At 52.4% G+C, this 25,253-nt stretch carries 26 protein-coding genes and 1 tRNA gene; 13 read left to right on the top strand and 14 right to left on the bottom strand.

What is annotated here, in order from left to right:
• Window positions 1-53 precede the first annotated feature (53 nt).
• The gene (locus G163CM_RS22365; protein WP_231826323.1) at window positions 54-1,652 is read left to right on the top strand and encodes an FAD-NAD(P)-binding protein; all 1,599 of its coding nucleotides are present in this window, start codon (window positions 54-56) and stop codon (window positions 1,650-1,652) included.
• A gap of 144 nt (window positions 1,653-1,796) precedes the next feature.
• On the opposite strand, the gene G163CM_RS22360 is transcribed toward G163CM_RS22365, so the two are convergent.
• Window positions 1,797-2,675, bottom strand: coding sequence for a DUF6998 domain-containing protein (locus G163CM_RS22360; RefSeq protein WP_231826322.1), 879 nt, complete (start codon window positions 2,673-2,675; stop codon window positions 1,797-1,799).
• A 169-nt stretch (window positions 2,676-2,844) separates the two neighbouring features.
• Complete coding sequence (locus G163CM_RS22355) at window positions 2,845-3,309, bottom strand: helix-turn-helix domain-containing protein (RefSeq protein WP_032672091.1); 465 nt, start codon at window positions 3,307-3,309, stop codon at window positions 2,845-2,847.
• 239 nt (window positions 3,310-3,548) lie between these two features.
• On the opposite strand from G163CM_RS22355, the gene G163CM_RS22350 reads away from it, so the two are divergent.
• The 3 genes from G163CM_RS22350 to G163CM_RS22340 all read left to right on the top strand — a co-directional run bounded on the left by G163CM_RS22350 (window position 3,549) and on the right by G163CM_RS22340 (window position 5,213).
• Entirely contained in the window at window positions 3,549-4,046 is a 498-nt protein-coding gene (locus G163CM_RS22350) for a hypothetical protein (protein WP_032671962.1), read from the top strand.
• 115 nt (window positions 4,047-4,161) lie between these two features.
• Window positions 4,162-4,839, top strand: a complete 678-nt coding sequence (locus G163CM_RS22345; protein WP_085280942.1) for a hypothetical protein — start codon at window positions 4,162-4,164, stop codon at window positions 4,837-4,839.
• On the top strand, window positions 4,836-5,213 hold the full coding sequence (locus tag G163CM_RS22340; protein ID WP_032671964.1) for a hypothetical protein: 378 nt from the start codon (window positions 4,836-4,838) through the stop codon (window positions 5,211-5,213). Before G163CM_RS22345 ends, G163CM_RS22340 begins: the two co-directional genes overlap by 4 nt.
• 47 nt (window positions 5,214-5,260) lie before the next feature.
• Here the strand turns inward: G163CM_RS22340 and G163CM_RS22335 are convergent, their stop codons facing one another.
• A complete protein-coding gene (locus tag G163CM_RS22335; RefSeq protein WP_032671967.1) occupies window positions 5,261-5,902 on the bottom strand; it encodes a recombinase family protein in 642 nt (213 codons plus the stop codon).
• 238 nt (window positions 5,903-6,140) lie between these two features.
• Here G163CM_RS22335 and G163CM_RS22330 point away from each other — a divergent pair, with 238 nt between their 5' ends.
• The 3 genes from G163CM_RS22330 (at window position 6,141) to G163CM_RS22320 (ending at window position 8,747) form a co-directional block, all read left to right on the top strand.
• Window positions 6,141-6,623 carry a ribbon-helix-helix domain-containing protein gene (locus G163CM_RS22330; RefSeq protein ID WP_071993937.1) on the top strand — a complete coding sequence of 161 codons (483 nt, stop codon included), beginning with the start codon at window positions 6,141-6,143 and terminating at the stop codon, window positions 6,621-6,623.
• 350 nt (window positions 6,624-6,973) lie between these two features.
• The gene (locus tag G163CM_RS22325) at window positions 6,974-7,900 is read left to right on the top strand and encodes a hypothetical protein (RefSeq protein ID WP_032671969.1); all 927 of its coding nucleotides are present in this window, start codon (window positions 6,974-6,976) and stop codon (window positions 7,898-7,900) included.
• Between the two features lie 520 nt (window positions 7,901-8,420).
• A complete protein-coding gene (locus tag G163CM_RS22320) occupies window positions 8,421-8,747 on the top strand; it encodes an NIPSNAP family protein (protein WP_032671971.1) in 327 nt (108 codons plus the stop codon).
• Window positions 8,748-8,862: 115 nt separating this feature from the next.
• Here the strand turns inward: G163CM_RS22320 and G163CM_RS22315 are convergent, their stop codons facing one another.
• The 4 genes from G163CM_RS22315 to G163CM_RS22300 form a co-directional block, all read right to left on the bottom strand.
• Window positions 8,863-10,815: a site-specific integrase gene (locus G163CM_RS22315; protein ID WP_163312272.1), complete on the bottom strand. Its 1,953-nt coding sequence runs from the start codon at window positions 10,813-10,815 to the stop codon at window positions 8,863-8,865.
• A gap of 89 nt (window positions 10,816-10,904) precedes the next feature.
• A tRNA-Gly gene (locus G163CM_RS22310) sits at window positions 10,905-10,978 on the bottom strand.
• Between the two features lie 82 nt (window positions 10,979-11,060).
• Window positions 11,061-11,765: an amidase activator ActS gene (actS, locus tag G163CM_RS22305; protein WP_015963141.1), complete on the bottom strand. Its 705-nt coding sequence runs from the start codon at window positions 11,763-11,765 to the stop codon at window positions 11,061-11,063.
• Window positions 11,766-11,862: 97 nt separating this feature from the next.
• Window positions 11,863-12,765, bottom strand: coding sequence for a LysR family transcriptional regulator (locus tag G163CM_RS22300; RefSeq protein WP_015963140.1), 903 nt, complete (start codon window positions 12,763-12,765; stop codon window positions 11,863-11,865).
• Between the two features lie 170 nt (window positions 12,766-12,935).
• Here G163CM_RS22300 and G163CM_RS22295 point away from each other — a divergent pair, with 170 nt between their 5' ends.
• The 5 genes from G163CM_RS22295 to G163CM_RS22275 all read left to right on the top strand — a co-directional run bounded on the left by G163CM_RS22295 (window position 12,936) and on the right by G163CM_RS22275 (window position 17,720).
• Window positions 12,936-14,408 carry a UbiD family decarboxylase gene (locus G163CM_RS22295; RefSeq protein WP_015963139.1) on the top strand — a complete coding sequence of 491 codons (1,473 nt, stop codon included), beginning with the start codon at window positions 12,936-12,938 and terminating at the stop codon, window positions 14,406-14,408.
• Between the two features lie 25 nt (window positions 14,409-14,433).
• On the top strand, window positions 14,434-15,003 hold the full coding sequence (locus G163CM_RS22290; RefSeq protein ID WP_051051086.1) for a UbiX family flavin prenyltransferase: 570 nt from the start codon (window positions 14,434-14,436) through the stop codon (window positions 15,001-15,003).
• Window positions 15,004-15,021: 18 nt separating this feature from the next.
• On the top strand, window positions 15,022-15,738 hold the full coding sequence (locus G163CM_RS22285) for a DUF554 domain-containing protein (RefSeq protein ID WP_231826321.1): 717 nt from the start codon (window positions 15,022-15,024) through the stop codon (window positions 15,736-15,738).
• A 120-nt stretch (window positions 15,739-15,858) separates the two neighbouring features.
• Window positions 15,859-16,422, top strand: a complete 564-nt coding sequence (gene idi, locus G163CM_RS22280) for an isopentenyl-diphosphate Delta-isomerase (RefSeq protein WP_231826320.1) — start codon at window positions 15,859-15,861, stop codon at window positions 16,420-16,422.
• Window positions 16,423-16,577: 155 nt separating this feature from the next.
• Window positions 16,578-17,720, top strand: a complete 1,143-nt coding sequence (locus G163CM_RS22275) for an IS481 family transposase (protein WP_420851270.1) — start codon at window positions 16,578-16,580, stop codon at window positions 17,718-17,720.
• A 126-nt stretch (window positions 17,721-17,846) separates the two neighbouring features.
• On the opposite strand, the gene lysS is transcribed toward G163CM_RS22275, so the two are convergent.
• The 5 genes from lysS to xerD form a co-directional block, all read right to left on the bottom strand.
• Complete coding sequence (gene lysS / locus G163CM_RS22270; protein ID WP_231826319.1) at window positions 17,847-19,364, bottom strand: lysine--tRNA ligase; 1,518 nt, start codon at window positions 19,362-19,364, stop codon at window positions 17,847-17,849.
• A 9-nt stretch (window positions 19,365-19,373) separates the two neighbouring features.
• Window positions 19,374-20,472 (bottom strand): peptide chain release factor 2 gene (prfB, locus tag G163CM_RS22265; protein WP_231826318.1). Its coding sequence is split into 2 segments (ribosomal slippage): window positions 19,374-20,396 and window positions 20,398-20,472, totalling 1,098 coding nucleotides; the frame shifts between segments, so codons are not numbered across the junction.
• Between the two features lie 91 nt (window positions 20,473-20,563).
• A complete protein-coding gene (gene recJ, locus G163CM_RS22260) occupies window positions 20,564-22,297 on the bottom strand; it encodes a single-stranded-DNA-specific exonuclease RecJ (RefSeq protein ID WP_231826317.1) in 1,734 nt (577 codons plus the stop codon).
• Between the two features lie 5 nt (window positions 22,298-22,302).
• Window positions 22,303-23,016 carry a bifunctional protein-disulfide isomerase/oxidoreductase DsbC gene (gene dsbC, locus G163CM_RS22255; RefSeq protein WP_015963132.1) on the bottom strand — a complete coding sequence of 238 codons (714 nt, stop codon included), beginning with the start codon at window positions 23,014-23,016 and terminating at the stop codon, window positions 22,303-22,305.
• A gap of 23 nt (window positions 23,017-23,039) precedes the next feature.
• Complete coding sequence (xerD, locus tag G163CM_RS22250) at window positions 23,040-23,936, bottom strand: site-specific tyrosine recombinase XerD (protein ID WP_149463303.1); 897 nt, start codon at window positions 23,934-23,936, stop codon at window positions 23,040-23,042.
• Window positions 23,937-24,038: 102 nt separating this feature from the next.
• Between xerD and fldB the strand changes: the two genes are divergently transcribed.
• Window positions 24,039-24,560: a flavodoxin FldB gene (gene fldB, locus G163CM_RS22245; protein ID WP_231826316.1), complete on the top strand. Its 522-nt coding sequence runs from the start codon at window positions 24,039-24,041 to the stop codon at window positions 24,558-24,560.
• On the opposite strand, the gene G163CM_RS22240 is transcribed toward fldB, so the two are convergent.
• Both G163CM_RS22240 and sdhE read right to left on the bottom strand, forming a co-directional pair.
• Window positions 24,557-24,973, bottom strand: coding sequence for a protein YgfX (locus G163CM_RS22240; protein WP_149463301.1), 417 nt, complete (start codon window positions 24,971-24,973; stop codon window positions 24,557-24,559). The genes fldB and G163CM_RS22240 overlap by 4 nt on opposite strands.
• Window positions 24,954-25,220, bottom strand: coding sequence for an FAD assembly factor SdhE (gene sdhE / locus G163CM_RS22235; protein WP_015963128.1), 267 nt, complete (start codon window positions 25,218-25,220; stop codon window positions 24,954-24,956). Before sdhE ends, G163CM_RS22240 begins: the two co-directional genes overlap by 20 nt.
• Window positions 25,221-25,253 lie beyond the last annotated feature (33 nt).

The following is a 25,253-nucleotide window of genomic DNA, read 5'->3' as shown; positions in this document are numbered from 1 at the left end:
GCAATCGTCTTTTTCGACCAGACTTATCTCTGTGTTTCTTTTTCAGGATGATTATGAAAAACGTGGCGATTGTCGGCGTCGGCCCGACCGGAATTTACACCTTTCACGCGCTTATTGAGCGCGGCGAACCACATGCGATTACGCTCTTCGAGCAGGCTGAAGAAGCGGGCGTCGGCATGCCCTATAACGATGATAATAATGCTACGCTGATGCTGGCGAATATTGCCAGCATTGAGATCCCGCCGATTTTCATCACTTATCTGGAATGGCTGCATCAACAGAGCGACAGCTACCTGGCGCGCTTTGCGATTAAACGTGAATCACTGCATGAGCGGCAATTTTTACCGCGCGTGATCCTCGGCGATTATTACCGTGACCGCTTTCTGGCGCTGGTCGAGAAAGCTGAGCGCTTGGGGTTTGACGTCTCGGTGCGGGAAGCGAGCAGGATTGCTGATATTGAGGCCACCGAGAATGGCGTGCAGCTATGGACCGAAAATCGCAATACCCCGGAACCCTTTGATTATGCGGTAATCGCCACCGGGCACATGTGGCCCGAAGACGATGACTCGCCGCGCGACTTTTACCCCAGCCCGTGGACCGGCCTGATGGACGCGCGCATTGCGCCGTGCCGTGTGGGCATTATGGGTGCCTCATTGAGTGGGCTTGATGCCGCCATGGCAGTCGTCTCGCAGCATGGAAAATTCATTGTTGAAGAGGGTAAAACCACGCGCTTCCAGCTTAATGCGCAAAGCCAGTCGCTTCAGCTGACGCTGATGTCGCGCAGCGGCATTCTGCCGGAAGCGGATTTTTACTGCCCCCTGCCCTACGAACCGCTGGCGATAGTGACGGAGCAGGCAATTGCAGCTGAAATTGCTAAAGGCAGTGAGGGCCTGCTGAATAGGGTATTTCAGTTGATCGTCTCCGAACTGGAACAGGCAGATCCGCAGTGGAGTGCGCGGATAGGCTTAAACAACCTGAATGCCGATACGCTCTCCGAGGCCTGGTTTGCCGATCGTAAAAAACACGATCCGTTTTACTGGGCGCAGGACAACCTGGAAGAGGTCGAACGTAATAAGCGCGAGAAGCACACGGTGCCCTGGCGCTACACCGTTTTGCGGCTGCATGAAGTGATTGAGGAGATCGTTCCGCATCTGAACGAAGAGGACCGCAAACGTTTCAAAAAAGGGCTGGCGCGCGTTTTTATCGATAACTATGCCGCTATTCCGTCTGAATCTATCCGCCGCCTGTTGGCGCTGCGTGAAGCCGGGCTGATTCATATTCGGGCGCTGGGAAGCGACTATGAGATGCAAGTCAACGATGGCCTGACGACCATTACCACCGATGATGCGCGTTATGAATTTGACGTGTTTATCGACGCCCGTGGCCAGAAGGCGCTAAAAACCAAAGACCTTCCCTTCCCCACGCTTCGCAAACAGCTTTTAGCCTGCGGCGATGACATACCGGATGTCGGTGACGACTATACCTTGCAGGCACCTGAGAGCGTGCGTGGACGAATCGCGTTTGGCGCGCTGCCGTGGCTGATGCATGACAGACCGTTTGTGCAGGGGTTGGTAGTGTGCGCGGAGATAGGGGCGGCGATGGCGAAAGGGGTGGAGCAACAAGCGTCAGGGAAGAGAAAGAAGCTACTGTGAAATGAGTAAAAATGTTGGGTCTGGAGCGGGCGAAGGGAAATCAACCCCGCTCCAAAGATCTCGTAATCCAATGGATTTATTAACAAAACTTGGAGCATTGTAGGAGGGTTTTGTAGGAGGAACTACAACGCTTTGCAAACCGCTTCACTCCAGAACACTGATAAGTTTTAGCGCGTCACTTCTGACAGAATCTTGTATTCGCCCAGAGTCAGCGATCAACGTCAAGGCCTCAATACTTAAACCATCCCTGATCACTTTTCGCGCTTTACTGAGACGGCCCCGGCAACTTTTCTCTGTATAACCCTCACGTGAGTGCATTTGCTCAATGATATAAGCGCTTGATAAATTTGAATCGGCAAAATGGTGGTAGTAGTTTACGAAGCACTCCATCCCGATAGCCTTAAGGAGGCTGACCAGGGTAACACTACTCGTTATCTTCTCTGGTTGATTCGAAACCTCTTCCATAGGTTCAGGTGGAAGGGTTTGCATAGCCGCTTCATTGACTGAAGCCGAACTCCTTACAATCAATTCTTCTTTGATGGAACTCACTCGGGGATCAGTAAGAATCGCGCCCTTGAGGGTAACGATATGTGCGTTAACGTGATCACTATGCCGAGCGTAATCTCGTATTACTTCATGTGGGATTTTGTAGGCATCAAGAATGTTGTAAGTTTTATCGAAAATAACGGCTATCAAATAATCAAAATCGGCAGCTTCATAGTTACGCAATGCACTGAGTTGCCGGGAAGGATTATCCGATGTGACTCTCCTCGCTTTGATCTGCACTTTCAGGCCATCAGCATCAATGGCATCAGCACCCGCCGACGAATTACTGAGAAGAGTCATACCCAGTGCATTAGAAACCAGCCATTCAGCATAGTCACCAACAGGATTATTCTTGGTGCGAATTACACCTCTAGAACGCAACTGCGTTAAAATTTCGGAATGAAGTGACAGCAATTCAAGATTATTCAGCGCATTTAGCCAATCATATGATGTTAAATGATTATTTTTCAAAAACACTCTCCATTGCCGAAGTGAAATGCCACTGTAACGCCTACGTAACGCACCTGGATTTTGATGTTTTGTCGACTCTTATAGAAAAGTAAGACTGATTCATAGGTGTCTCATCTTTTGCCAAAGAAGACTGTTCATTAATACAGCATCCAGAATTTATAAACTTACACTTACTTCACTTTCTCAGTTTGCCCCACCGCACTGCCGAAACAATACCCCAGTTGCCACTGGCATTGGGCCTACGCCATTTTGCTGTCTCCATGCTACGGAGATACTCAAGAGCTTCAGAAAACGTGCCAAAACGCTTCTGAGCCGCTTTATCACCTACGCCAAACGAACCATCACGGGTGCTCGCCAAACCGGGGTGAAAACAGGAACCATCGGCTGCGTATGGAACCAACAGTTCAGGATCGTTATCTTCAGATGAGTCAGACGCTAACAACTGCCACGGCTCAACACTCAGAGCGTTAGCCAGCACCTCAATCGCATCCAGAGACGCATTAGAACCACCACGTTCAATGCGGCTCATATAGCTACGTGCGAACCCGCACCGATCGGCAAAGGCTTCCTGGCTCATTCCTGTGGCAATGCGCAGTTCTTTTACCCGCTCGCCAAACTGTATTCTCAAGGTCTTTTTCATGCACTGAATGTGCAATTTTGACCACTGTAAGGCCACGCTCCATATGAGACATTTTGAATCTATTCTCGCGTCAGTAGCTTAGTCACTCGCATTAATCTCCTGTCTCGTGACCTCCTCAATAGATTCAAAATAAACACCAATAGTGACATTTAAAACCAACGAAGTATGATGATCGTCTTCGGTTTGGCATCACCAGCGTTCGCTATCAGGCGCGATCTGGTTTGGAAAATGAGGCAATCATGGCAGGAGCAGACTTTTTATTATCGATGTCAGTGGGAGCCGCGCTTAGCTGGGCCAGTTATAGTATAGTCGCCCATGTTGTATCAAAGCAGCACGTCAGCACGCTACGCGCAATTGTATGGGGGGCTCTGGGCACTCTCTCATTGGTGCTGGGCATATGCGCCTTTTCTGCTGTAGGTGCTGAGCATCAGGCAGCACGAAAAGATATCGTATGTGCAGATGACAACCCGGAATGCTATGCGAGAACGCACCATAACCCGGTCAGGGAGTGCAAGCAGCTAATGGATGAGAAAGCGAAGTTTCACCATGTGTGGCTGGATAGCGAAGCGCAACCGGTTTTCAGCACCTACCTCTGGCACAACGAAAACAAACGAACTATACAAATGTTCGGACAACAGGCTAAAGCGATTAATAGCTTGGGGATGCATACCCCTCTGCAATATTTTTGTGTTTTTAACGCCAACACCGGGAAGGTCATCGCGGCTTCATTTGAATAATGTAAAGCAACAGTAGTTGTTGTTAAAGCTATCGCACCTGCCCAATGCCAGTAGAGATGAACTGATTCGATAATGTATACTGTTCAAGTAAGAACACATTCAAAATGGAGTGATCATGAAAAGCGAACCACAAATCATCTCAACACAACTTGCTATTTTTCTCGATTCTTTTATTAAGAGACCGGATCTATTCTTTAATAAATTAAATTCTGACTTAGGGGGCCTAATAGATGCCATGCCACAGGTTCTGCCTCTTCCACCAGAAGCACCAGCAGAAATCCCTCGGGTTATGGCTGCATCTTCATATAATAAAAACACTATAAACATTTCTCTCAATCGTGTGGACTTCATTAGGCAATACAATCCTGTTGAGGACATAGAGCAATCAATCAAAGAGTTCAAGGCATTATGTAAAAACTTTATATTGTCTATCATAAGTGAGTATAAAATATCCAGATTTGGTAATGTTGGTTCATTTTATGTTAAATCCAACAATCCAGAGAAAGAAATAAGCGATCTATTTATTAATAAAGACGCAGGTTCTTTTGATGAGATCTCGCTGAGATTAAATAAAACAACCATCGATAAAGGTATTACTTTCAATAATGTCATTAGTATAAACCAAGGGCATATTGAAGCTCCTAATTACAACGGCAATGGAATTGTAATTCAATTAGATAACAACAGCATTGCAAGAGCTGAGGCATTAAAAGAAGAAGAACTACTATCATTATTTGAAATTAAAAGTAATGCATTTAACCCAACCTATGCAAAAGAGGTGGGCAAAAAATGAGTTTTTTTGGTTCAAATCAAGGTGCTAAAGATGAGCAAATAAAAGTAACATTCTCCTCCAGCAGTAGTGTTACTGCCGCACCATCTCCGAGCGATACCAACCCTAATACATATGTAATGTTTAGGGCTGAATTAGAAGATATGATTAAGCAACATCGGCCTAAAACCGAAAAAGAGATTAAGGCTGAAAGTGATTCATCGCTAAGAAAAATTGCATTGTATGGTTTATTCCTTTGTATTTTTATATTACTTTGCATAGTAATCTACTTCGGCGCTACAAAAGATGAACTCCCTGGTTTTGCACAAGGGTTCGCTTCATTAATTACAACGCTGGTCGGTGGAATTGGCGGTTTTATTTACGGCTCTAAAAAATAACATTTAAGTAGTCAACATTGGGTGTTGACTACTTACCAATGAATTATTTAAATGATATTATCATGAATATTTTTGAGGTTTGTTTTTATAATTCGGCTAATAGTTGTTCTCGCTACATTTGTTGCTTTCTGGATTTCTGTGTATGACCAGCCAGCATCACGTAACTTCAGCACGCGCTCATGCAAGCCGGTATCAATCTGACGGCCTTTAAATTTTCCTTCGGCCTTCGCAAGTTTAATACCCTGTGCCTGACGGCGTTTGCGGTCTTGGTGATCCTTTCGGGCAATAGCAGCCAACATATCGAGCATCATACTGTTTAGCGCCTGCATCATGCGGGTGGTGAACTCGTCACCGGAGTTCACCATCATGTGAGACGTTGGCAGATCGAGAGCGACAACACGCACTCCTTTCCCCTTAATCATCCCAGTCAGCTTTTCCCAATCTTCCGCATTAAGGCGTGATAGGCGATCTACTTGTTCAACTAGCAGAACATCACCGCTTTGCGCTATATCAAGCAACTTCATCAACTCAGGACGAGCCAGTGATGCACCAGACTCGTTCTCAATGAACCACGCAGAGATAGCAACGCCATTGCTGGTGGCGAACTCCTGCAAATCCTGACGCGCACGCTCAGCGTTTTGGTCTTTGGTGGAGGCGCGAAGATAGGCGTAGATGCGGTTGCTGTTCATGTTTTATTTCCCGTTGCTGGTAGCATTTAAGCGGTTCATCGAAACCGGTAGCTTTTAGGCTGTATCACTGACGATGCAACCGGAGTTTATGGTGTGCTCTCAATGGTAGCCATTGAGTATACATATAAACTACCAGTAAGAATGAAGGTTACACGATAAACATAAAAAAGTGAAATATATATTCACTTTTTTATGCAGAGGTCATATAGTTTTATCCGTGATCATTTCGAGGTAAAACATGAAAAAGACCTTCAAAACACGCAATGCAGAACTTGCCGGAATTGGGCGCACGTCATTCCGGTTAGAAGACACCACATGGACGGCGCTCGATATGCTTGCGGCAAAGCGCGGGATCCGTTGGCAGAATTGGGCGAGTGAAGTTTTGGCGACACAACCTGATGCACCAAACAGGACAGCTCTGATACGTGCTGCATTGGCTGATGAATTGATGGCCGAGCAGATTCATACCATCGCTGAGTCTGGGTCAGTTGAAGCAGACTCCCATCATGAAATTATCGGAAATGGCTATTGGCGGTTAAATGACGAGCAACTACAGAGCGAGCTAGACGGCGCAACCATCGTCACACGTGATAGCTCATTTGCGGCGTTTACCTTACTGACTGGTTACAAAGACAAAAGCTACGGCGGATCACCATTCGTGATCATTCAGAACGAGTTACGCGGTCAGCTACATCTCATGATCGCTCCAGACGTTGATTAAGGAGGACACAATGAAAGTTAAAACCCTTTCAGCAAGTGAGACGGCTTACTTTTTGAGAGCTAAGCTGGGCGACGTCAGGGCATGGGATGATTTATTAGCGGATATGCGGCGCGGGAGGGCTAGCTATCACGGTGAGTTCTTACTTCCTGTCGGAAGGTATTCCTCCACTCGCCACCCTCGCCCGGTTTATCTATTTAGTGAAGTATGTGAGTTCGTCGAAAAAGTCTCACGCCTTTGCCCTCCCCCCTCCAAGCCGCACATGCTGTCTATGCTTGAGGTTGACATTGACCTCACCGATAAGCGGCATTGGAGCGTTCGCCCTCCAATAGCGACGAGCTGAAAGGCTGGCAATGAACAACTATCAACAAACAGCGGATTCAGCCTTGAAGCAATTCAGGGCTACCGCCGTCATCGATTGGCTCGACGTTGAGATTCGCACCGAACGCCCAACACAGCACCAACACATCCGCAGAGCGCTGAGAGAGATAACGAGCGTTAATCGCTGGTGGGTTGAGGCAATCGACATGCAGCCCGGTGATGCTACTGACACATTCCGCATTCGCTTTCATGACGAGCTGGCGAACAACTATCAGCAGCTCCGTGCTGCGCTCCATGCGTTAGCCAGACGGTTCACGTTTGCAACCGAACCGACTATTGCCGGGATAGAGATCAGTTGTGACTTCTGGCATAAACAACAATCAGTTGAAGCAACACGCGCCCTCACATACCGGATGCAAACAAGCCTGTTCGCCCCGGGCACCAATCATCGCCAATACAACGGCGACAACAGCAGTAACCAATTTCTTGATAAGCCCGGCAATCGTATAAACCCAGCGTATAACATGCGGATTGGCAACGAAGATGATGCCATTTCATGGCAGTGCTATCACAAACGCACCGACAAGAAGCAGCCGCTGCCGCTTCATCAGCAACGTGCTCGCATAGAGGTGACATTGCAGGGTGACGCGCTACAGCAACACGGCTTAGGTCTTCTGTCCAGGCTGCAACACTTCCCGTTTGAAACGCTCGCCAGCCTGTTCACGTTCCGCCGACCAATACCTACGGCACAGATGACAAAGGGGGATCTGTTCCGACTCATTTCAATCAACTGGATACGCTCATACAGAGATGCAACAGCGGAACGCGGCATTCACTCGTTCAGCACTGTAGGACAACGCGACAAGAAAGGCAGAACGCGGACAGAGAGTAGTCACCTGACAGCAGACAAAGAACTGAGTAACCGGGTTAGGGCAGCATTGCGGAACCTACACCCATGAATATCCATTCCAAAAAAGTGTGCGGATTTTGGAGCAGTGATCCGCTTGCTGGCTGGGCTGGCGCACAGTGACCTAATAACTTAAACACATACAGCCGCTAACCAACTACGTTTACACACAACAACAGGTAACAGGGAAAACCGGAAGTGAGAAGCGGAGCCGCGAGCTTCACCAACAAGCTGTCAGGAACATGACCGCCGAAAAGTAAGCAGTCTTAGGTTTTAACAGCTCCCTTTCAGGGAGAGCGTTTAAAAACTTCGGTGTTTGAAAAACAAAACCTTATACTTGGATTACTGGCAATTATTCTCAGCCAGACGCATCACTAAAGCACCACGGCTTTTTTACCGTGTATGCCATTCTGATAAAAAACTCGTCAGAGAGCCTTACAGCGCGTTTGAACCACATATCGCGGCTTCTGCTTACGAATAGCTGTCTGATTAGTAGTAGCTTCATGGGCCAGTCGGGTTTACTTTATTGCTATCAACAAGGGAGCCGTCCAGAGACGACACGGAGACAACGCTTGAGAACCGTCGAGATACTGCAATACACCTTGCACAAAGGCACCGGAACTGCTTTTCACACCATAATGCAGGACATCAGCGTGCCCCTACACCAACGCCACGGGATCGATGTAGTATCGTTTGGTAACTCACTGCATGACACGGATTGCTATTACCTGATCCGCGCCTTTGACAGCGCTGAAAGCATGGCTGCGGTTCTCGATGCTTTTTACGCAAACGCAGACTGGCACAACGGCCCGCGCCAAGACGTCATTGGCAGAATAGAGACCAGCATTAAAACAGTTATTAGCCTACCTTCAGAAAGCGTGGAAGGGCTGCGGGGGTAATCGTAAGTCAACGTCACCAAACTCGTTTTAAGCGCTTCCAAATTCTGCACTAGAAAAAATCCACGACCCTAGATAAAAAACGCGCCTCAGGGCTTCCTGGCGCGTTTGGCACATCTTACGATTTATGTCTGCGCCGCGCGTCGATGACCGCCTTGATACCCGCTTGCGAATCAAACTGCGCAATATCAGGTAAACTGTAGTGAAGCTGCGAAATCACGCCCAATTGCTCTCCCACATCAGCATCCTTACGATAGGTTGTCATCGCGGTGGTGCTGCCCCGAACATGTCCAACAAGCTGCGCAATCGTGCGTTCGTTGATCTCAAACTTGTCTACGGCGTTGATGAAAGTGTGCCGCAACGAATGGAACGTTTTCTTACCGTCACGGGTAAAACCGAGGACTTTGCCAAAGTAGTTTTCGTTAAACCATTTTGAGGCGGCGGCACGATATCCTTTGATTTTGTTGTGCTTCAACTCAGGGAAAAGACGATCATACCCGGCAGCTTTCAATGCATCTACATACTCCAGCAGCCCTAGTTCGATAAGTCGCGGATGAATTGGAACCTGACGGATCGCATTCACCGTCTTTAATGATTTAACGCCACCAGCCTGCGCTTCTTCATCCATCACCTTATCCGGCGCATCAAGGTTAAAATCAATATAGGCAACCCCGTTTTTATCTTCGCGAATATCCGTCAGATAAAGCTGGCAAAGCTCATTGATGCGCCCGCCCACATATAATGCCAACAGAGGCAACCAGTAGTGAAACGGGCGGAAGCTCGTATAACGTCCGTATTGATTGGGCCTTCCCGCGCCTTTCTTAAACCAGTCAGCCGAGAAAATTTGCTCTAGTTCATCGTCGGTGAAGAGGTCGCGGCGATCCTGCTCACGCACCATCACACGACGCTGAGCCAACACATTCTCAGCAGGGTTATCAAAAAGGTAACGTTCACTCTTAGCCCATTTGAGCATAGAACCCAGTGACTCAATATGCCTGCCAATAGCATCTCGGCTCATAACTGGCTGACCATCAGCTAGCGCTATTTCAATTAGCTTTTGCGTATCTGAAATCTTGTATTTTCGCCGCATCAAATACAGATTACCGGGCATATTCTGCATTTTGGTGACGTAATCTTTCACAACGTCACGATTCAGTTCGCCTAGAGTTAAATCGCCCATTATCTCCACGAAGTGTTCAATTCTGGAACGAATTTTCCCCTCGCTGGCTAGCTTAATATCGCCCGTATTTTTATAGACCAAAAACGCTTTCAGCAATGCTGAAACCGTCATGCTCGCATATGTCGGGTTGCAATACGGGTTGATGGTAGCGGCCACAGGAATCGTTGGTGTTACACCTACCGGAGCGCATGGCATAGCACTTAATGTTGGCTCCGATTTCGCAAGCGCCTTATCCCAAGCGCTACGCAGTTTTTCAGCTTGCACGTTGTTGATGAACAAAGAACTTGCATTCAGCGTCACCCCGGGTAAATCCAACAACCAGAGGGAAAGAGGATTGCCGTTGTTAGCCCTGAATGCCGTAACCTCAACCTCTCGCCCGTTCAGCAATTCAACAAGGGCAAACTGCGGCTGGTAAAGCTGCATATAGCCGTTTACCGCAGCCTCAGCACCGTCATACGCAATGTTATTCAAAACGAACCCATGCGTATCAGGATCACGCTCAAGCGTGCTGAAATCATCAATCAGAAAGCCACGCTGGTTAGATACAAGGGCATACAGCGGCACATTGGCTGCCAGAAGATGCTGGACGACAGTCTCAGCCCCAACCCCAAATGAATCGCAAAACAACGCCAGGCTGATTTTGCCTGCTCCAATCAACAATGGGGCATTGCCCCTGATCTTCTCTTTATCCACTTGCCTGAACTCTTCCAGAGACGCATACCACTTCTCCAACAAACGCGCGGCAATAGCTCTGGCATTTGCAAGGTGGGTTGTGCGGGTAGATGCATGAATTTCACGCTGCCCTATCAGGGCGCGATAACGAACCGGAACGGTGATCCGCAGAACATAGATACCGCTTGGACGTCGATAGAGATTATCACGCTGCGCCATCGGCTGTATGACCCCTTTGTAGGAGGATCACGAGCGCCGTCACGTATGAATCAGAAAAAGGCTGAGGAATGAATACGTTAGGGAGTTTTTGGAGCGGGCGAAGGGAATCGAACCCTCGTATAGAGCTTGGGAAGCTCTCGTTCTACCATTGAACTACGCCCGCTTCGGCGTGTGCGAGGAGCATTATAAACCTTATGCCCTCGCTGGCAAGCCTCATCGCCACTGACTGGCGATAAAATAGTCTTTTAGCACTTAGGCTTACTGCCCTGCGGCGGTAAGTAGCGCAGTGGATCAATCGCCGTCGCGCGGTAGCGAATCTGGAAGTGCAGACGCACAGAATCCGTATCGCTGCTGCCCATGGTGGCAATCTTCTGGCCAATCTTCACGCTTTGCCCGTTGTTCACCAGCAGAGTCTCGTTGTGCGCGTAGGCGGTGATGTAATCTTCACTGTGTTTAATCATGATCAGATTACCGTAGCCGCGCAGCTGATTGCCGACGTAAACCACCTTCCCGGCTCCTGCGGCGTATACCGGTTGACCACGGCTGCCGGAAATATCGATACCCTTATTACCGCCGTCAGCGGTGGAGTACGGCATGATGACTTTCCCGCTGGTTGGCCAGCGCCAGCAGCGTTGTCCCACCGGCGGCCATGACGCCTGCGGTACGGCGGAGGACGGCGTCACTTTCGCCGTGCTGGTCGATTTTTTACCTAACAGTTTTGAGGAACTGCCGGTTTTAATCTTCTGCCCCACCTCAATGGTGTAAGGCGGCTTGATGCCGTTCAGACGCGCCAGTTCGGCCACGCTGGTGCCCGTTGCACGAGAGATACGCGACAGCGTGTCGCCGCGTTTTACGGTGTAGACCGAACCGTCATAGCTGCCGGAGCCAGACTTGCTCCCGGAACAGCCCACCAGCACCACGCCGAGGAACAGGCACAGTAAAAAACGCATTGGCTGGGTACTCAGGCATCCTGCTAGCAAAACATCGTCCTCGGGTTAGTTCGGTCAGGTCGCCTATGATAGCAGGCTGATGGCGGATGCCAATATCTCAGACAGAAGGATGAGTGTTAAAAGGATACCCTTCCGCCACCAAATCCATCACTTCCGGTACCCAGTTCGCGGCAGGCATTTTCACCAGCGCGGGATAGAAAACCTGCGGAGAAGGGAAGACATCAACCACGTGGCAGTGGGGCAAACGTGTTGCGTCTACCTCCGATGAGGGCAGCAGCGTGGCGGCAGCCAGCCCCGATTCGAGCCAGTCGAGGATCATGCCCGGCTGGGTGATATGCATAATCACATTCGGATTTACCCCCGCCTTCCTGAACAGATCGATAAGCATCTCGTAAGTGCCGGAATCTTTCGCCCGATGCAGCAATACCAACGGAAAGTCAGCCAGTGCCGTGTAGTCGAAAGGATTCGCGGGCGCCTGGGGCAAACATTTTTTGCTGATTACCGCCACCAGCTTGATGGGATCAAAGGAGACGAAATCAAACCCTTCACTGCGATAGGGGCGCTGGATTAGCGCTAAATCAATGGCACCTTCATTGAGCAGCATCTCCAGATGGCTGGAATCGGTGACTGAGATGTTCACCTCAATGTTGGGATTACGCTCATACAACGCCAGCAGCAGCGGTTTAAAGTAGGACTGAAACAGATGCGTTAGGCCAAGACGAAACTGCAGATGATCTTTTTGCGCGATCTCCATGGTTTCCCGCGCGGTGTCCTCCACCTGACGCAAAATCTCGCAGGCTTTGCGATAGAGGAAAAACCCGGCTTCCGTGGGCTCAATGCGGTTTCCCCGGCGCGTGAACAGCGGCGTTTGCAGCTCGTCCTCCAGCTCCTGGATACGTTTACTGAGCGGCGGTTGCGCCATATTCAGCACCTTCGCCGCCTGGCTTATCGAGCCTTGCTCCACCACCCGACAAAAATAGCGTAATCGTTTTAAATCCACGAAACCGTCCTCCTCGCCAACGTCCTGAAGGCTAGTGTACGTCAGCCACCATACCTGCCTCACACTTTTTTGATCTACTCAGAGGCAGCTAAACGGTATTTGTCCCTTTTTCCATTGGGGATTAGGGTAATCCGCAGACCGTTTTACTGCTTACTCACAGGAACAAAACGATGAAAAGTAAAGTTCATGACCTACGCTCTGCACTGGAGCTGTTGAAAACGCTGCCAGGCGAATATGTTGAAACCGATACCGAAGTTGACCCGCACGCGGAGCTCTCCGGCGTTTACCGCTATGTTGGCGCAGGCGGTACCTGCCAGCGTCCAACACGCAAAAATGGCCCGGTAATGATGTTCAACAAAATTAAAGGCTTTAACGACATCAGCGTCGCCATTGGTCTTAATGGTTCCCGTAACCGCGTCAGCCATTTCCTGAACTGCCCACCGGAACGTCTGGGTCATCTGCTCAAAGATTCCGTACAGACGCCAATCGCACCTGTTCTGACCACTGCGCCTGCCGTGGGTCAGGAAGTGGTTCACCTTGCAACCGACGCCGGTTTTGACCTGCGTAAACTGCTGCCCGCGCCGACCAATACTGAAGAAGATGCCGGCCCGTATATCACCATGGGGCTGTGCTACGCCTCAGATCCGCAAACGCATGAGTCTGATATCACCATTCACCGTTTATGCGTGCAGAGTAAAGATGAGCTCTCCATGTGGCTCACCCCAGGCCGTCATATCGATGCGTTCCGCATGAAAGCGGAAGCCGCAGGCAAACCGCTGCCGATTTCTATCAGCATCGGCGTTGACCCGGCGATTGAAATTGCTGCCTGCTTCGAGCCGCCAACCACGCCGCTGGGCTTCGATGAACTGAGCATCGCCGGTTCCCTGCGCGGTCATGCCGTTGAAATGGTGCAGTGTAAAACCATCAACGAGAAAGCGATCGCTCACGCGGAAATCATCATCGAAGGCGAACTGCTGCCTAACGTACGCGTGCGTGAAGACCAGAACACCAACACCGGCAAAGCAATGCCGGAATTCCCTGGTTACACCGGTGAAGCAAAAGAAGCGATTCCGGTGATTAAAGTGAAAGCGGTAACGCACCGTAAAAACCCAATCTGGCGCACTACAGTAGGGCCAGGCGAAGAACACGTGAACATGGCGGGTATCCCGACCGAAGCGAGCATCCTCGATATGGTTGAACGCGCGATGCCGGGCAAACTGCTGAACGTCTTTGCGCATACCGCAGGCGGCGGCAAACTGCTGGCGGTGATGCAATTTAAAAAATCCGCCGCCGTTGATGAAGGTCGTCAGCGCCAGGCTGCCCTGCTCGCCTTCTCCGCGTTCCCGGAACTGAAACACGTCATTCTGGTGGATGAAGATGTCGATATTTTCGATAGCGATGATGTGATGTGGGCGATGCAGACGCGCTATCAGGGCGACGTGGACACCGTCACTATTCCGGGCGTACGTTGCCACCCGCTCGATCCGTCTCAGGTACCGGCTTACAGCCCAAGCATTCTGCAACAGGGGATGTCCTGCAAAACTATCTTTGACTGCACCGTACCGTTCCATCTGAAAAGCCACTTTGAACGCTCGAAATTCAAAGAAGTCGATGTGAAACGCTTCCTGCCGGACTTCGAATAAGGAGAACACCGTGGCCACGAAACGCATGATTGTCGGGATTAGCGGCGCCTCAGGGTTCCAGTACGGCGTGAAAGCGCTGGAACTGTTGCAGAAACTGGACGTTGAGGTTCATCTGGTTGTCTCGAAAGGGGCAGAGAAAACCTGCCAGCTGGAGACGGATTACCGCCTGGAAGATGTCTTCGCCATGGCGGACGTCGTTCACCCGATTGGTAATCTGGGCGCGGCGATTTCCAGCGGTTCATTTAAAACGGCGGGGATGCTTGTTGCCCCCTGTTCAATGAGAACGCTGGGCGCGATTGCCCACTGCCTGACCGACAATCTGCTGACGCGTGCGGCAGACGTGGTGCTCAAAGAGCGCCGCCGTCTGGTGCTTCTGGCGCGGGAAACGCCGCTCAACCTCGGCCATATTCGCAATATGGCTGCGGTGACCGAAATGGGCGGCATTATTTTCCCGCCGGTACCTGCGCTTTATCAGCGGCCACAAACGGCTGACGAGATCGTTACCCATAGCGTCAGCCGTGCTCTCGATCTGTTTGATTTTGATATTAAAGATCTTCCGCGCTGGGGCGAAGGATCTCTTAGCCACACTGAATAACTCTATCAGGACACTTCCATGTTAATTGGACCATACGTGAACGGCGCGGCGGTGATCGTCGGCGGCCTGTTCGGATCGGTCATCGGGACGCATATCCCCGATCGCGTTAAAACGGCGCTGCCGCTGACCTTCGGGCTTTGCTCGGTAGGCCTTGGTATCAATCTGGTCATCAAGGTGAAATTCATGCCCGCCGTGGTGCTGGCGATGGTTATCGGCGCGGTGATTGGCGAAATGTTTTTCCTCGAAAAGCAGATTGGTAAAGCCGCTGGCAGCACGCGCGGCCTGATCAACCGTATCTTCCCGCCGGTTCAGGGGTTAACACACGACGAGTTTACCGAAAAGTTTGTCGCGATTCTGGTGCTCTTCTGCGCCAGCGGTACCGGGATTTTCGGGGCGATGCATGAGGGGATGACCGGCGATCCGTCGATTCTCTACATTAAAACTGTGCTGGACCTGTTCACCGCGGCGATTTTCGCCACCATGCTGGGTTTTTCGGTGATGACTATCGGCCTGCCGCTGATTGCCGTCCAGGTCGCGCTGGCGGTGCTGGCGGTGCATATTCTGCATCTGATCACGCCAGATATGATGGCCGATTTCTCCTGTGCAGGCGGGCTGATTATGGTCGCCACCGGGCTTCGCATCTGTAATATCAAAGCGTTCCCGGTCGCCAATATGCTGCCAGGCTTAATTCTGGTTATGCCGATTTCCGCACTGTGGGCCAGTTTGTTTGCCTAAGCTTGAGGTATAATGGCATTGCCCGGTGGCGCTTCGCTTACCGGGCCTACGGAGGGAAATTCGTAGGCCGGGTAAGCGCAGCGCCATCCGGCGTTTTTGAATCCGCTATCGGGAGCCGTGATGAAAGGGCAAGAACACGTCATTTTACTGAATGAAAAAGGTGAACCTATTGGCACGGCGGAAAAATATGCCGTACACACCGCCCACACGCCTCTCCACCTCGCCTTCTCCTGCTGGATCTTCAATAACGAAGGTCAGGTTCTGATTACCCGACGCTCACTTGGCAAAAAGGCCTGGCCGGGCGTCTGGACTAACTCTGTTTGCGGTCATCCTCAGCAGAACGAATCGTTCGAACAGGCAATTATTCGCCGCTGCCGTTTTGAAGTCGGCGCAGAACTCACGGATATCACCCCGGTGTATCCAGAATTTCGTTATTGCGAAACCGACGCCAGCGGTATTGTGGAAAACGAAGTCTGCCCGGTCTATGCGGCAAAGTTAACCAATGCCATTACGTTGAATCCGGACGAAGTGATGGATAGCCGCTGGGTTTCATTAGATGCACTGTTTCGGGCGCTTGCCGCTACACCGTGGGTATTCAGCCCGTGGATGGTGTTGCAGTACAGTTCGCAAGAGGCGCGGGATAAGCTGGTGCGGTTTGGACCCTCACCCCTGCCCTCTCCCTGAGGGAGAGGGAGAAAACCTGCATCAGACTCAACCACCTGCACAATCTGTCCCCTCTCCCTCAGGGAGTGTACGGTCCGGGGACATGGTTAACACTTGTTCGGGGACATGGTAGACACTTACAACTAAGGCATAAGAACCCGTTTATGGAGTCGCTTATGCCCTGGGATGCGAGAGATACCATGTCATTACGTTCCGAGTTTGTTCTGTTCGCCTCACAAGACGGGGCGAACATCCGTTCCCTCTGCCGTCACTACGGCATTTCTCCCGCCACCGGTTACAAGTGGCTTCGTCGCTGGGCTGAGGAAGGCGCATCCGGTCTTCTGGACCGTCCCCGCGTACCTCATCACTCTCCCAACCGTTCTCCGGATGATATCACTGACCTGCTGCGCATCGCCCATGCCCGTCATGAGCGCTGGGGCGCCCGCAAGATAAAGCGCTGGCTCGAAGACCAGGGGCACCGTATGCCCGCCTTCAGCACCGTCCATAACCTGATGGCCCGTCACGGTCTGCTACCGGGCACGGCTCCGGGCATTCCGGCCACAGGGCGCTTCGAACATGACGCGCCGAACCGGCTCTGGCAGATGGATTTTAAGGGCCACTTCCCCTTCGGCGGGGGCCGCTGCCATCCGCTCACCCTGCTGGACGACCACTCTCGTTTCTCCCTGTGTCTGGCACCCTGCACCGATGAACGCCGTGAGACCGTGCAGCAGCAGCTGGTCAGCGTGTTTGAACGCTACGGGCTGCCAGACCGGATGACGATGGACAACGGCTCACCGTGGGGCGACACCACCGGCACCTGGACGGCACTTGAGTTGTGGCTGATGCGCCAGGGTATCCGGGTGGGGCATTCCCGGCCATACCATCCGCAGACACAGGGCAAGCTGGAACGTTTTCACCGCAGCCTGAAGGCGGAAGTACTGCAGGGTAAGTGGTTCACAGACAGCGGTGAGCTGCAGCGTGCTTTCGACCACTGGCGTACGGTGTATAACCTTGAACGGCCCCATGAAGCCCTGGGTATGGCCGTTCCGGCCTCGCGGTATCAGCCGTCTGCAAGGCAGTACAGCGACAGCATTACGCCACCGGAATATGATGAAGGGGTGATGGTGAGGAAGGTCGATATCAGCGGGAAGCTGAGCATAAAAGGTATCAGTCTGAAGGCAGGCAATGCGTTCAGGGGAGAGCGGGTCGGGCTGAAGGAGACGCAGGAGGATGGCTGCTATGAAGTGTGGTGGTACAGTACAAAAGTGGGGGAGATCGACCTGAAGAAAAGGTCGATCTCCATGGGTAAAGGATGTTAAAAAGTGTTCACCATGTCCCCGAACACCTGTCTACCATGTCCCCGGACCGTACAGAGAGAGGGTTAGGGTGAGGGTGAAAAAAAGCCCCGATGCTCACACATCGGGGCTTTTTCACATCTCAGTGATTTATTTCACCGGGCGCATCGCCGGGAACAGAATCACGTCGCGGATGGTGTGGCTGTTGGTGAACAGCATCACCATACGGTCGATACCGATACCCAGACCCGCAGTCGGCGGCAGGCCGTGTTCCAGCGCGGTTACGTAGTCTTCGTCGAAGAACATCGCTTCGTCGTCGCCTGCGGCTTTCGCATCAACCTGATCCTGGAAGCGCTGCGCCTGGTCTTCTGCATCGTTCAGCTCGCTAAAGCCGTTACCGATTTCACGGCCACCGATGAAGAATTCGAAGCGGTCAGTGATTTCCGGATTCACATCATTACGACGCGCCAGCGGAGAGACTTCAGCCGGGTATTCAGTGATGAAGGTCGGCTGAATCAGGTGCGCTTCGGCCACTTCTTCGAAGATTTCGGTCACGATGCGGCCCAGACCCCAGCTCTTCTCAACTTTAATACCGATGCTTTCCGCGATGGCTTTTGCAGAATCGAAGTTATCCAGATCCGCCATATCCGTTTCCGGACGGTATTTCTTGATCGCTTCGCGCATGGTCAGTTTTTCGAACGGTTTGCCGAAGTCGAAGGTTTCTTCACCATAAGGCACTTCGGTAGTACCGAGGATATTCTGCGCCAGAGTGCGGAACAGAGATTCGGTCAGTTCGATCAGGTCTTTGTAATCCGCATACGCCATATAGAGTTCCATCATGGTGAACTCTGGGTTATGACGTACGGAGATGCCTTCGTTACGGAAGTTACGGTTGATTTCGAAGACACGTTCGAAGCCGCCAACGACCAGACGTTTCAGGTACAGTTCCGGCGCGATACGCAGGTACATGTCCAGGTCCAGGGCGTTGTGGTGGGTGATGAACGGACGGGCAGACGCGCCGCCAGGAATCACCTGCATCATCGGGGTTTCCACTTCCATAAAGTCGCGGCCTACCATGAACTGGCGGATACCGGCCATAATCTGAGAGCGGATTTTAAAGGTTTTGCGGGATTCATCGTTAGAGATGAGGTCAAGGTAACGCTGGCGATAGCGCGCTTCCTGATCCTGCAGGCCGTGGAATTTGTCCGGCAGCGGGCGCAGCGCTTTGGTCAGCAGGCGCAGCTCGGTACAGTGGATAGAGAGTTCACCGGTTTTGGTTTTGAACAGTTTACCTTTCGCGCCGAGGATATCGCCGAGGTCCCATTTTTTGAACTGCTCGTTGTAAACACCTTCCGGCAGATCGTCACGGGCAACGTACAGCTGAATGCGGCCGCCCACGTCCTGCAAGGTCACGAAAGAGGCTTTACCCATGATACGACGGGTCATCATGCGGCCAGCAACGGACACTTCGATGTTCAGCGCTTCCAGCTCTTCGTTCTCTTTGGCGTCGAAGTCAGCGTGCAGTTGGTCTGAGGTGTGATCGCGACGGAAATCGTTCGGGAACGGGAGGCCCTGCTCGCGCAGTGCTGCCAGCTTCTCGCGGCGCGCTTTCAGTTCATTGTTAAGGTCAGCTACCGCGTCAGCACCTTGTGCGTGTTGTTCAGACATGTTGGTTCCTCATAACCCTGCTTTCAAACTTGCTTCGATAAATTGATCCAGACTGCCGTCCAGCACCGCCTGCGTGTTACGGGTTTCTACACCGGTACGCAAGTCTTTGATGCGGGAGTCGTCCAGGACATAAGAACGAATCTGGCTACCCCAGCCGATATCAGACTTGGTGTCTTCCATCGCCTGCTTCTCCGCGTTCTTCTTCTGCATTTCCAGTTCATAAAGCTTTGCTTTCATCTGCTTCATGGCCTGGTCTTTGTTCTTGTGCTGAGAACGGTCGTTCTGGCACTGCGTTACCGTATTGGTCGGAATGTGGGTAATACGTACCGCGGATTCCGTACGGTTAACGTGCTGACCACCCGCCCCTGACGCGCGATACACGTCGATGCGCAGGTCAGCCGGGTTGATTTCGATATCAATATCGTCATCCACTTCCGGGTAAACAAACGCAGAGCTGAAAGAGGTGTGGCGACGTCCACCGGAGTCGAACGGGCTCTTACGCACCAGGCGGTGAACGCCGGTTTCAGTGCGTAACCAGCCGTACGCGTAATCACCGGAAATCTTGATGGTGACGGATTTGATACCCGCAACTTCACCTTCTGATTCTTCGATGATCTCGGTCTTGAAGCCGCGCGCTTCGGCCCAGCGCAGATACATGCGCTCAAGCATGCTGGCCCAGTCCTGCGCTTCGGTGCCGCCGGAACCGGCCTGGATATCCAGGTAGCAGTCGGCGCTATCGTATTCACCAGAGAACATGCGGCGGAATTCCAGCTGTTCCAGCTTCTCTTCCAGCGTATCGAGTTCCGCAACGGCTTCGTTGAAGGTCTCTTCGTCATCCGCTTCTACGGCGAGCTCCAGCAGCCCGGAGACATCTTCCAGACCCTGAGACATTTGATCCAGCGTATCGACGATGGCTTCCAGAGAGGAACGCTCTTTACCCAGCGCCTGTGCGCGCTCAGGTTCGTTCCAGACGTCCGGCTGTTCCAGCTCGGCGTTTACTTCTTCAAGACGCTCTTTCTTGGCATCATAGTCAAAGATACCCCCTAAGAACGTCAGAGCGCTCCGTGAGGTCCTGAATGCGGTTATTTACCGGGTTAATTTCAAACATGGTCTGTTTTCTTTTAATGGACGAGTCAAAATGCGGTTATAAGGGCGAGATTTTACCGGATCTGCGCCCTTATTTATAGCGATTACTGGCGCTAAATTGGCCAGATATTGTCGATGATTAACTGCAAACTGCGGTTTCCGCGAAACTCGTTGATGTCGAGCTTGTAGGCGAGCTTAACTTCGCGCACGCCGTTATCCGGCCAGCAGGCGGTATCAACGTTAAACGCGATGCCGTCCAGCAGCGGGCCGCCGCCCACGGGTTCCACCATCACCTTCAGGTGACGTTCGCCAACAATGCGCTGTTGCAGCAGACGAAAATGGCCGTCAAACAGCGGTTCCGGGAACATCTGCCCCCACGGCCCCGCTTCACGCAGCATCTGCGCCACATCCAGCGTCATCTCCTGCGGGGAAAGTTCGCCATCCGACAGAATTTCCCCCTGCAACAGCGCCGGATCGAGCCATTCGGTGACCAGTTCGCCAAAGCGCTGCTGGAACTCATCAAACTTCGTTTCTTCCAGCGATAAACCGGCCGCCATCGCGTGGCCGCCAAACTTCATCATCAGGCCAGGATAGAGCGTGTCCAGGCGCTCCAGCGCATCACGCATATGCAGCCCCTGAATCGAACGGCCAGAACCTTTCAGCATGCCGTCTCCGGCAGGCGCAAAGGCAATCACCGGGCGATGGAACCGCTCTTTGATGCGCGAGGCGAGAATACCCACCACGCCCTGATGCCATTCGGGATGATACATCGCCAGCCCGCCGGGCAGCGTGTCGCTGCTGCGCTCCAGCTTTTCGCACAGCGTCAGCGCTTCCGCCTGCATGCCCTGTTCAATCTCTTTGCGCGTCTGGTTAAGCGCATCGAGTTCATTTGCCAGCATGCGGGCTTCGCCGAGGTTTTCACTCAGCAGCAATGCCACGCCCACCGACATATCGTCCAGCCGACCGGCCGCGTTCAGACGCGGGCCAAGTGCAAAGCCGAGATCGCTCGCCACCAGCTTTTGCGGGTCGCGATTAGCTATTTCCAGCAAAGCTTTGATGCCAGGGCGGCACACGCCCGCGCGAATGCGGCTCAGGCCCTGCCAGGTCAGAATGCGGTTATTGGCATCCAGCGGTACTACGTCGGCAACCGTACCCAGCGCCACCAGATCGAGGAACTCGACAATCTTCGGCACCGCGATGCCACGCGATTCAAACCAGCCTTTCGCCTTCAGGTGATTACACAGCACCAGCATCAGGTAGAACGCCACGCCCACGCCCGCCAACGATTTGGACGGGAACGGGCAGTCCACCAGGTTTGGGTTTACCATCGCATCGGCAGCCGGCAGCGTCTCCCCCGGCAGGTGGTGATCGGTCACCAGCACGCTGATCCCCAACGCATGCGCGTGATCGACGCCCGCGTGCGAAGAGATCCCGTTATCCACCGTCATGATCATCTGCGCGCCACGTGCGTGCGCCTGATCGACGACTTCCGGGCTCAGGCCATAACCGTCTTCAAAACGGTTCGGCACCAGATACTCCACGTTGTGGCAGCCCATCGCACGCAGCGAGAGCACGCTCAACGCGGTGCTGGTTGCGCCATCGGCGTCAAAATCACCGACAACCATAATGCGCAGGTTTTTCTCGAACGCATCGTGCAGCATCTCAACGGCTTTTTCGACGCCCGTTAACGTGCGCCAGTGCAGCATGCCTTTCAGGCCGCGCTCCAGATCGTCCGCTGATTTCACGCCGCGGCTGGCGTACAAGCGACGCAGCAATGGTGGTAAATCAGCGGGCAGCGAATCTGAATCAACCGCCTCGCGGCGGCGAAGTTGAATCTGTGGTTTCACGCGAATTATTTACCGCTGGTCTGTTTTTTGTGTTCGTCGAGGAAGGCTTTCATCTCTTTCGGCCCCTGATAACCCGGCACAACGTAGCCATCGTTCAGGACAATCGCCGGTGTGCCGTTGACGCCAAACTGCACGCCCAGCGCGTAGTGATCCGCGATGTTGATATCGCAGCTGGCAGGCTGTACGCCTTTGCCGTTCATCGCGTCATCGAAGGCTTTGTTGCGATCTTTCGCGCACCAAATCGCTTTCATGTCCTGCTCGGCCTGGCTTTGAATGCCCTGGCGCGGGAAGGCGAGGTAACGCACGGTGATCCCCAGCGCGTTGTAGTCGCTCATCTCTTCATGCAGTTTGTGGCAGTAGCCGCAGGTGATATCGGTAAAGACGGTAATCACGTGCTGCTCTTTCGGCGCTTTGTAGACAATCATCTCTTTTTCCAGGGCGTTAAGATGGGTCATCAGCAGTTGATTGGTGACGTTAACCGGCTGCGCGCCGCTGACGTCATACATCGGCCCCTGAATAATGTGTTTGCCATCTTCGGTGACATACAGCACGCCGCTGTTGGTCAGCACGGTTTTCATGCCCGCCACCGGCGCATTCTGGATATCCGTACTCTGAACGCCCAGTTTAGCCAGCGACTGTTTAATCGCCGCATCATCCGCGTGGGTGGTGGCGGAAAAAGCCGCCGCCAGCAGGGTAAACATCACTAAACCTTTTTTCATGAACTCGTCCTTTGTGGTCAGCATCACGCGCGTGGGTGGTGCTGTTGATGAAGTTGTCGCAGTCGCTCTGTCGCCACATGCGTATAAATTTGTGTTGTCGATAAATCACTATGGCCTAACAACATCTGCACCACACGCAAATCTGCGCCGTGGTTGAGCAAATGGGTGGCAAATGCGTGGCGTAACACGTGCGGGGAGAGCTTTTCGCTATCGATACCCGCCAGTTGAGCATAGTGTTTAATGCGATGCCAGAACGTCTGACGCGTCATTTGTTGCGCGCGCTGGCTGGGGAACAGAACGTCTATCGATACCCCGTTGAGCAACCACGGGCGACCATGTTCCAGATACGTTTCCACCCAATATACCGCTTCTTCCCCCAGCGGGACGAGGCGTTCTTTGTTGCCTTTACCAATGACGCGCACCACGCCCTGACGCAGGCTGATATCGCTCATCGTCAGCCCGACCAACTCTGAAACGCGAAGACCGGTGGCATAGAGTACCTCAAGCATCGCTTTATCGCGCAGTTCCAGCGGAATATCGGTCACCGGCGACTGCAACAGCCGATCAACCTGCGCTTCGCTCAAATCCTTCGGCAAACGTTGCGGCAGCTTTGGTGAGGCCAGCAAAGCGCTGGGGTCATCGGCGCGCACTTTCTCGCGATAAAGATGCTGGAAAAAGCGACGCATGGCGCTTAACAGACGCGCCGAACTGGTGGCTTTATACCCGCCCTGCTGACGTTCAGCGAGCAAATTCTGCAAATCATCATGCTGCACGGTATCAAGCGTCAGGCCGCGATGCGCCAGCCATTCGACCACCATAGTGAGATCGCGACGATAGGCGCTCAGCGTGTTTTCGGCAAGATTGCGCTCCAGCCACAGCGCATCGAGAAATTGTTCGATTCGTGCGAGATCCTGTTCCACGTTCGCCCCTTTGCCTGTTTCATCGGCACCATTATGCCTGAATTGATGACTCTTCTGGTACACTGGCCGCATAGTCACAGCAAGAATCGAGACCTTTACGTTATGAACATCGGCCTTTTTTATGGTTCCAGTACCTGCTACACCGAAATGGCAGCGGAGAAAATTCGCGACATCATCGGCCCGGAACTGGTGACGCTGCACAATGTGAAAGATGACGCTCCGGCGCTCATGGAGCAGTACGATGTGCTGATCCTCGGCATTCCAACCTGGGATTTCGGTGAGATTCAGGAAGACTGGGAAGCCATCTGGGAACAACTGGATACGCTGAATCTTGAGGGCAAAATTGTTGCGCTCTATGGTATGGGCGATCAGTTAGGTTACGGCGAATGGTTCCTGGACGCGCTCGGCATGCTGCACGATAAACTGGCAACCAAAGGCGTCAAGTTTGTCGGCTACTGGCCGACCGAAGGCTATGAGTTCACCAGCCCGAAACCGGTCATCGCCGACGGTCAACTGTTTGTTGGCCTCGCACTTGACGAGACCAATCAGTACGACCTGAGCGATGAACGCATTCAGAACTGGTGCGAACAAATTCTTGGCGAAATGGCCGAACAATTCTCTTAATGCTTACTCGGCGCGGGCTGCTGCATCACGATACGCCGCAGGTCGCGCCACTCTTCGGCATCCATACTGTCTGCCGCAATCCATAAATGCTGACGACGGCGGCTGGCCAGCCTGCGTAAACGCAGCATCATGCCGGAATTGAGTACCCACGGTTGCCCGAGGATCTCCCACTCCTGATCGCGCCAGCGAAGGCGTGAATCCATCAGCAGTTTAATTTCCCCCTGATGGCTATTGATGCGCCGCTGACTGCGTACACAATCAAACACCACCAGCGACAGTAATAACAGCCATAGCGGGGTGTAGCTCAACGGCCAGGGCATCAGCAATATGAAGGCCGCCACCAGGCCGTGGAGCAGTAAAGAGAGCCATTGTGAGCGCCAGGAGACGCGTAAATCAGATTGCCACAGGACCACGTTCCCGATTCCGAGTCTGAATTAAATGCACCATGCGCTGGAGATCAGCATCCGCCGGCTTACCGTGATTCATCAGCCAGTTGAACAAATCTGGATCGTCGCACTCCAGCAGACGAATAAAAATCGCTTTGTCACCGTCGCTCAGCGAATCGTACTCATGCTCGAAAAACGGCATGATGGAGATATCGAGCTCACGCATACCGCGACGGCATGCCCAGTGGATACGGGCTTTATTATTGATGTCCATAATTTCCTTCCAGCATAACGATGTCATTAGTTT

Source organism: Pseudocitrobacter corydidari (assembly GCF_021172065.1).
In the GTDB taxonomy this organism is placed as follows: Bacteria; Pseudomonadota; Gammaproteobacteria; order Enterobacterales; family Enterobacteriaceae; genus Pseudocitrobacter; species Pseudocitrobacter corydidari.
This window is presented reverse-complemented; position numbering and strand designations above follow the sequence as displayed.

Excerpts from the sequence above, each read along its gene's own strand:
- fldB (WP_231826316.1), top strand. The coding sequence starts at position 24,039 with ATGAACATCGGCCTTTTTTATGGTTCCAGTACCTGCTACACCGAAATG.
- lysS (WP_231826319.1), bottom strand. The coding sequence starts at position 19,364 with ATGTCTGAACAACACGCACAAGGTGCTGACGCGGTAGCTGACCTTAAC.
- G163CM_RS22340 (WP_032671964.1), top strand. The coding sequence starts at position 4,836 with ATGAGTTTTTTTGGTTCAAATCAAGGTGCTAAAGATGAGCAAATAAAA.
- G163CM_RS22365 (WP_231826323.1), top strand. The coding sequence starts at position 54 with ATGAAAAACGTGGCGATTGTCGGCGTCGGCCCGACCGGAATTTACACC.
- sdhE (WP_015963128.1), bottom strand. The coding sequence starts at position 25,220 with ATGGACATCAATAATAAAGCCCGTATCCACTGGGCATGCCGTCGCGGT.
- G163CM_RS22345 (WP_085280942.1), top strand. The coding sequence starts at position 4,162 with ATGAAAAGCGAACCACAAATCATCTCAACACAACTTGCTATTTTTCTC.
- G163CM_RS22335 (WP_032671967.1), bottom strand. The coding sequence starts at position 5,902 with ATGAACAGCAACCGCATCTACGCCTATCTTCGCGCCTCCACCAAAGAC.
- G163CM_RS22325 (WP_032671969.1), top strand. The coding sequence starts at position 6,974 with ATGAACAACTATCAACAAACAGCGGATTCAGCCTTGAAGCAATTCAGG.
- G163CM_RS22285 (WP_231826321.1), top strand. The coding sequence starts at position 15,022 with ATGTTAATTGGACCATACGTGAACGGCGCGGCGGTGATCGTCGGCGGC.
- G163CM_RS22330 (WP_071993937.1), top strand. The coding sequence starts at position 6,141 with ATGAAAAAGACCTTCAAAACACGCAATGCAGAACTTGCCGGAATTGGG.
- idi (WP_231826320.1), top strand. The coding sequence starts at position 15,859 with ATGAAAGGGCAAGAACACGTCATTTTACTGAATGAAAAAGGTGAACCT.
- G163CM_RS22350 (WP_032671962.1), top strand. The coding sequence starts at position 3,549 with ATGGCAGGAGCAGACTTTTTATTATCGATGTCAGTGGGAGCCGCGCTT.
- G163CM_RS22295 (WP_015963139.1), top strand. The coding sequence starts at position 12,936 with ATGAAAAGTAAAGTTCATGACCTACGCTCTGCACTGGAGCTGTTGAAA.
- G163CM_RS22290 (WP_051051086.1), top strand. The coding sequence starts at position 14,434 with ATGATTGTCGGGATTAGCGGCGCCTCAGGGTTCCAGTACGGCGTGAAA.
- G163CM_RS22275 (WP_420851270.1), top strand. The coding sequence starts at position 16,578 with ATGCCCTGGGATGCGAGAGATACCATGTCATTACGTTCCGAGTTTGTT.
- G163CM_RS22315 (WP_163312272.1), bottom strand. The coding sequence starts at position 10,815 with ATGGCGCAGCGTGATAATCTCTATCGACGTCCAAGCGGTATCTATGTT.
- dsbC (WP_015963132.1), bottom strand. The coding sequence starts at position 23,016 with ATGAAAAAAGGTTTAGTGATGTTTACCCTGCTGGCGGCGGCTTTTTCC.
- G163CM_RS22355 (WP_032672091.1), bottom strand. The coding sequence starts at position 3,309 with ATGAAAAAGACCTTGAGAATACAGTTTGGCGAGCGGGTAAAAGAACTG.
- actS (WP_015963141.1), bottom strand. The coding sequence starts at position 11,765 with ATGCGTTTTTTACTGTGCCTGTTCCTCGGCGTGGTGCTGGTGGGCTGT.